A 6,811-nucleotide genomic window follows, 5' to 3' on the forward strand; every position below is an offset into this window, starting at 1 on the left:
CCACCGAGAAGAGACCCTCTGCGCGGTCGGCGATGAACTTCTGGACGTCCTGGCGCTCGCTGGACCGCGCCACCACCTCGGCCACCGCGACGCGCTGATGCGCCGCGTAGTCCATGGTGATGTCGGCCAACGATCGGCCGATCCTCCGCTCGAAGGCCTCACGCGCTTCCAGCGAGGCCTCGCATTGCAATTCCGTGTCCAGGGCGGTCACAGCGCGTGCCACACGCTCATGGCCAGGAGCTTCCCAGGGCAGTTGCTGAGCCGCACCAAGGACCTTGAGCACCGCATCGGGGTTTGCGAGGGCGGTGTCGTAGCCCAGCATGCGGTCCGCAATCGCGCCAAGGACGCGAGAACGGCCCATTTCACCGAAACGCGCACTGGCCTCCACGACCATTGATGCGATGTGCCCGTCGATAGGCGCCGTCTTGTTGTCGCAGAGCGCCTGCAGCGCGGCCGGATCATCGCTGTGTTGAACGCACCAGAGCTTGCACGCCTCGCTGACGAGGCGGGAGCGGTTGAAATCGATCGAGCCGAGATTGGCATCGTCGATCGCGTTCTGCAGCGAGGCTGCGCACTCGCGCAACCGATCCTCATTCGAGGTAACGGCCCGCACAACCTCGCCGCGCACCCGGGTGATCAACTCGGCAAGCGGCCGAACAGACCAGCCCCGGATCTCGGGCATCGACACCACACCCTTGACTGCAGGCAGCCGGGCCGCGAACTCACTGGGGCGGCCAACCCAGGCCGTCACATTCCGGGTATCAGCGACCATGATCCACCTCCTGGGTGCTGGAAACGTCCGCTTCCGACACATTCCACTGGCCATCCACGATCACCGGCCGGAAGGACGCCGTCATAAGCACAGGATGTGCTGCGTGGGTCACGTACAGCTGAGCAATCTCGGCGCCACGCTTCTCGAACAGAACGCCCGTCACCGACAAGTCCCCGAACGGTTTCATGACAGTCTCTGGAGGCCGTGTCGAAGCAAGTACCTCGCTGACCTCCACGGGGTCGGAGGAAAGGTGGAACCATTGCGGCAGCTCCGACAATGCGACGGCAGGGGTGTCCCGCAACCACCTCGCGGTCAGCGCTCCAAGCGCATGCAGATGACCCCAACTACGATGGCCCCGGAAGACCAGCGCGCCTTCCGCTTCATGTTCGGACCCCGGGCCGGATGTGTACAAGGTCCACAGACCGTTCTCGGACTTCGCGCGCTCGAACGGGTACTTCTCAAGAATGCGAGGCATCACATGGATGTCGAAATCCTTCTCGCTCATACGGCTCATTGAACCTGGTGCCGCGTGCATCAGCGGGTAGCGAATCTGCCCCTGCGCCGCCAGGAAGGGAGCAATGGAGGCATGGTCCACCTGGATCGCGGCAGCTGTCCGGTAGGCACTCAGATCAACGCGCTTGGATGTCCATGCAGTGTCGGGAACGTACGGCTGCTCTTCAGCGTAGGCCATGCGATCGAGCACGAACTCACGCAGTCGCAGATATTCCCGCTCGTACTGCTTGCTGACAGAGTCGGGAAGTTCACCGTCGAAATTTTCAGCGAACTCGATGAGCGTATCGACCTCGTCTCGGACAACCAGCAGATCGCCCGCAGCAATTCCGAAGTTGCTCTCAAATACGGACTCCGCGGCCGCGTCATCGTCCTTGGCAACAGAATGGGCAGTTGCATAGGCTCGATCAATGACGTCGCGTGCAGCGTCCACGATCCAACCTCGTCGGGCGAGATCACGCACACGATCAGACACCTCGATGACAGCAGGCTTGCCTTGAGCCGCATCCAGATACGAGGGGCTGGTAGGGTCACAAGCCGCGAGGCACTTTGCAACGAAGACGGTGGCAGCTTTGTTATCGGCGACCATCTTGTCCAGATCCAGCTCATCGTCCAGCTTGGGAAGCGGGCCGATGGCGAAGATCACTTGGCCTTCCCAATTACGCATCACGAGTTGCGCGAACGAGCCCTTGGCCAGGACGAGAGCGTCATCGCCGTTGGCTTTTCCGCGTTCACCGACTGGCTCGATGCCACCGTTCCCGGATCGCATCATGAAGATCTCGACGAGATCCTCGTGGCGCGACGCCTGCCTGTCGATGTAGAAGCTTTCCTCATCATCCCAGAACGAATACTCATCGCCGATCGCTTCTTCGACGGCCCATTCCAGCCCCTGTTCCTTGGCCCATTCGAGCGTCACCTGGGAACTGTCGGGAATCAGCGCCCCGTGTTTTACCTTCAGGTACGAGACAAACTCGCCTTCGGCACGAGCCCGATAGTCAGCAAAGGTCTCGACGACCTGATCGACATGCATGACAGCAGTCGGCAAGCCGCTGCTGCTCCTCCATGACCAGTTACCAACACCCATAGCGCACCTCTTTCACAACAATGGAATTTCCGGCCCCCCCGGGGGGTCCTCAAACGTCTTGCGGACGCCTGGCTCAGTATTGGGACGCAGTGGTCCCGACGTTCAAATTCTTCAGCACGTCGTCATGGTCAGCCTCGCGCACGAACATGTAGTCGCAGCCGCCCAGCTTCACGTACACGACGTTGCCCGGCGCCACATGCGCGTCGAAGAAGTCCTTGAGTCCGTTGGACAGCAGCCTGACGAAGGCTTCTTCAGGAACAGAGGAACGCTCGCTGTCATAGGTTTGCTGCACAGCAACAACCGCCCCGTCATCAGCCGGCACCTGCATCGCGAGCAGAACCTTGAAGCCAGGTGCCAACGCGTAGCTGAGCAGCGGGGTACCGGACTTGCCCATGTTCATGCACATGGTCTCGATGAAAGCCGCATAGCGTCGAGCCGATGCCTCCACGTCTTCAATGAGGTCATCGATGCCTGGTACGGCTTCACGCATCCGTTGCGTGGACAAGTCCAGGGACGCACCGAAGACTTCGAACAGCTCTCCCCACTTCGCCGTCGATGTGATGCTCTCGTCGGACTGAAAGAACGGGGTGCCGACCAGAGCGCTCACCGACGATCCCGAGGCCGAAGAGTCTATGTGGGATGGGTTCATGATTTTCGAGAATAATAGGGATACTTTCTCGTAGTTTACGGTATGTCGGGGCTTGCATGAAGCCCCGAATTTCGGGCGAACACCCAACCAGTCGGAACCATCATGGACCCAAGCAACACCTCCGGGCAGGTCAACTCCCTTTCGTACCTGATCCCTACCGGTGAGCACGATATCGCCGTGCGAGAGCTGCTTATCCCCATCCTTGGTGATGCGATCTCGTGCAAAGTACCTGGTGCTCCTTGCGGAGCCCAAGGCATCGGAGACGCCGGAGCGGTGGCTTCCACCTTGTACGGTACCTTCAATGTCGGATCGCTCGTTTTTGTCACGATATTGTTGATATTTATTGGGCTTTTTGCATTCGTGAAGACAGCCCAGGACGGCGAATTTCTGGGTAAGAGCTGGAACACGACCTTCACCGCACTGAGACTGATGACAGGCATCGCCTTCATCCTGCCCATGCCGAACTCGTACTCGACGGTGCAGAACCTGACGCAATACGTGGCGTTGTGGTCCTCCGGCCTGGCCAACGAAGCCAACGTGGCCGTGTCTGAGCACTACATGAAGCGGCTGCAGATGAGCATGATCAACCAGGAGCCCGGCGCCACCTCCATCCGCCCGGAGGCGCAGGAGATCCTCTTGATGCACACCTGCGCCAGTCTCATCAGCAAACTCCATCCTGGCGAGGCCCAGCTGAAATTCGAAGAGGCAAGCCTGGGCAGCAACGACGTCGTCGAGTACACCTACGTCGAGCGCGGAAGCTACCTCAGCCCCGGTTCCGCGCCCTGCGGTCGGCTGGTGGTGAAGCCCCTGAACCGGGCCTTTCCGACCGATGGCACCCCCACAGGTGGTGTCTGGAACGCGGCGCTCGGCGCAGATCCGCTGACGGCCAACGCTCGGCGCAAGATGACGCTGGCGGCGCACAGCCTGTCCGACAAAGCCCGCGCCGCGAAGATCGATGCCATCCGCAGCCTCACAAGCCCGAACGGCTATCTACGCATGCTTGCCGATCGCATCGTCGATCTGTACGTCGCGGGGCTGATCCAGTACGACCCGGAGACGGGAAACATCTCCAAGGTACCGAACAAAAGCCATGCCGAGAACTTCTCCGCCAAGGAGGTTTCCGAGGTGATGAAGCTCTACGGCACAGCGCTGAAACAGGTAGAAGGCAAGCTGAACAGCGACTTGGCCAGGGCTCGCGAGGCCTCTTTCACAGACACGGCAAAGGACGGTGAAACTGGCTTCTTCACGGACGCCCGAAAGATCCTTCAGCAAGGCGGCTGGATGGGCGCAGCCTCGACTTACCGGACCATGCTGGACATGGTCTCCATGGCATTCGCAGGGGACAAGCAGTCGCCATTCCGCTTCGAAGGGCGCGATGAAGCCATGGGAAACCTGGTGTCCAGTTCCGGCGGCATTGCCACCCAAATTGCTTCGTTGCGCACCCTCATCAACCGGATGATGGACTCGGACACGGCCAAGGAGGTGCTCACAGCCACGCTTGGCGACGAGTCCCAGACCGTTATGACGCCGCCGACGATAAACGAGGCAACCCTGGACAAGATCGGCACCTCGAAGCTCTCGACAAACGAGCTGATTGAAACCCTGTACGGCACGTCCACTATCAACGGAGCACGCAACTGGTTGATGAAGAGCATGACCATCTCCGGAAATGCAGATCCGTTGTTCCAGATGAAGTCGATCGGGGACATGACTACAGCCCTTGCAGAAGCCTTCGTTGCATCGGAGTTGGTCTTCCGCACGGCGATTGCGACTTCAAAGACCGCACTCACCTGGGCGAAGTCCAACGCTCTGGGGGGCGTGGTGAATGCAGTGACTGGCGCTGGCGACGGAGCCATCGAGGCCATTACTGGCGCTCAGTACATCGCTGAGCAGGTCTTCGTGATGATGAAGGTGCTGACGGCCGCTTTGGTCGCCCTGGGGTATGCGTTCTCCACCTGGATTCCGGCGATTCCCTACATCGCGTTCCTGCTCGCCGGGCTGGGCTGGCTCTTCGGACTCTTCATGACGATGTTCGCGATGAACATCTGGGCGGTGATGCACACCACCCCTGCGCGCAACGACTCTTTCATCGGATCGGAGGCGCAAGGCTATTTGCTGTGGGTGGCGCTATTCTTCAGGCCCGTGATCGCGGTATCGGCGCTCTCGCTTTCGTACATCATCGCGCCGCCGGTCGTGAAGCTCGTGAACATCACGCTGCTGCCCCTGATGTTCGCCAGCAACGTGTCCACCAACGCACTGTCCGTGGTCACCATGACGTTGTTCGGCCTCGTCTTGTACTTCACTGTGATCAAGGGCGTGCTGATGATGATCTACATGATCCCTCAGTCTTTCCCCGACGACGTGATGCGCATCATCAGCGCCGGCATTGGCGACCTTGGCCAGGGCAAGGCCATGAACACCATGGAGACCAGCGAAGGAAGCAGCCGCGTGGGCCTGCAAACCCTGCAAGGTGTGGACAAGGCCTCGGGTGAGAGCTTCAAGGCCAAAATCAAGAGCGACCGGAATGCGGCAGAACGGGCTTCCAACTCGGCCGCAGCTGCGACGAGGGACATCCCCGCGAAGCCGAGCCAAATGTCTGGGAGCGCAAAGAGCTTCGAGGAATAAAAAAAGGGGTCTGTGGGCCCCTAATTACTTGGATTGATTCTTCTCTCAGACCACGCCGAGCGTTTGGTTTGCGTGATGCCCCTTGAAGGCCTCAGCAATGCTCATGCGTTCCGGGTCGGACTTGTTCTTCAAATCCAACTCCACAATTCTGGCCCGAGCGACTTGCACAACCTTTTGCCGGAACTGCTCACGCAACTCCGGTGTCAGCTCAGTCTCCATCGCTTTCAGCACTCCATTGATCACGATGAAAGCCGCAGAAGCCTGGGCGTTACGCTCTTTCAACGCGCTATCAAGCTTCCCAGCAAGGGCCCGCCATTCGCCGACCTGCCGATCTGCAGTGCGGTTGGCATCACGCAGCATTCGGCGAGCGTGATCCGCATCCGCCTGCGCAAACGCAGCAACGCTTTCCGCGCCATTGGCTCGGCCACTTTCCATCGCGTCTGCAATACCACGTGCGAGACCCATCACAAGCTCCTTGATGCCACTTCGCCCCGAAGATAGACGACCTCGCAAATTTACGCAACAAGCTATTGCAAAAATCACAGTAAAGCGATAAGCACATCACGGACGGCCGCGTTCCGCGGCCGACAGTCAGTCGGTCAGATCGAGAATCTTGGACCCTTCAGCGTGTTCGGCCGCGAAATGCCGCAGCGCATGGTAGGAATCGACCAGGTAGCCGCTCTCCGTGGCGTTGGCGACACGATTGATGGCGAACATGCTGACGACGATGCCTGCAGCGTCCGCGGACACCTCATGCGAGAAGCCGTTGGGCGATTTGAGCTGAAACCGCTCCTCCTGCGCAGGCCGCATGTAGAACCCGCCATTGCTCAGCTCATGTGCCGTCCACTTGCAAACGCTGTACTGCGGGCAGAGCCCTTTCATCCATGCGTGGAGCGACGATTCCATCACGGGGGCCAAATCGCCGAAATGGGTGGCGTAGTACGTCGCCTGGTCTTCCAGGGCAACGGCGTAAGAGGTGATGCGGGGCTCGTCCATGGGTCTACAGGGGGTGAGGCAGCCCCGGATGGTACCGGGGCCCCACTACGGCCCGCCCAGCCCCCGAAACCCGTGATCCCCCACCCTCCCCTGCTGTGGTGCCGGCACGGCACCTTGCAGGGCCTCCTGCAGCGCCTGCTCGACCACAGGGGCATGCTCAGGGCGATCCAGTTGC

6 protein-coding genes are annotated in these 6,811 nt (G+C 60.3%); 1 reads left to right on the forward strand and 5 read right to left on the reverse strand.

Annotation, left to right across the window (positions count from 1 at the left end; all coding sequences use genetic code 11):
• From BM070_RS23620 to BM070_RS23630, 3 genes are all read right to left on the reverse strand, one after another.
• Window positions 1-772, reverse strand: a 772-nt coding sequence (locus BM070_RS23620) for a hypothetical protein (RefSeq protein WP_139222984.1), incomplete at its 3' end; no start/stop codon positions are given.
• The gene (locus BM070_RS23625) at window positions 762-2,327 is read right to left on the reverse strand and encodes a hypothetical protein (protein ID WP_139222985.1); all 1,566 of its coding nucleotides are present in this window, start codon (window positions 2,325-2,327) and stop codon (window positions 762-764) included. The genes BM070_RS23625 and BM070_RS23620, both read right to left, overlap by 11 nt.
• Before the next feature lie 112 nt (window positions 2,328-2,439).
• Window positions 2,440-3,015, reverse strand: coding sequence for a hypothetical protein (locus BM070_RS23630; RefSeq protein WP_139222986.1), 576 nt, complete (start codon window positions 3,013-3,015; stop codon window positions 2,440-2,442).
• A 102-nt stretch (window positions 3,016-3,117) separates the two neighbouring features.
• Between BM070_RS23630 and BM070_RS23635 the strand changes: the two genes are divergently transcribed.
• A complete protein-coding gene (locus tag BM070_RS23635) occupies window positions 3,118-5,640 on the forward strand; it encodes a DotA/TraY family protein (protein WP_092942770.1) in 2,523 nt (840 codons plus the stop codon).
• Between the two features lie 45 nt (window positions 5,641-5,685).
• Here the strand turns inward: BM070_RS23635 and BM070_RS23640 are convergent, their stop codons facing one another.
• The gene (locus BM070_RS23640; protein ID WP_139222987.1) at window positions 5,686-6,105 is read right to left on the reverse strand and encodes a hypothetical protein; all 420 of its coding nucleotides are present in this window, start codon (window positions 6,103-6,105) and stop codon (window positions 5,686-5,688) included.
• Between the two features lie 126 nt (window positions 6,106-6,231).
• A complete protein-coding gene (locus BM070_RS23645) occupies window positions 6,232-6,636 on the reverse strand; it encodes an antirestriction protein (protein WP_092942776.1) in 405 nt (134 codons plus the stop codon).
• Window positions 6,637-6,811: the final 175 nt, after the last annotated feature.

The organism is Paracidovorax wautersii (assembly GCF_900113035.1).
GTDB lineage: Bacteria > Pseudomonadota > Gammaproteobacteria > Burkholderiales > Burkholderiaceae_C > Paracidovorax > Paracidovorax wautersii.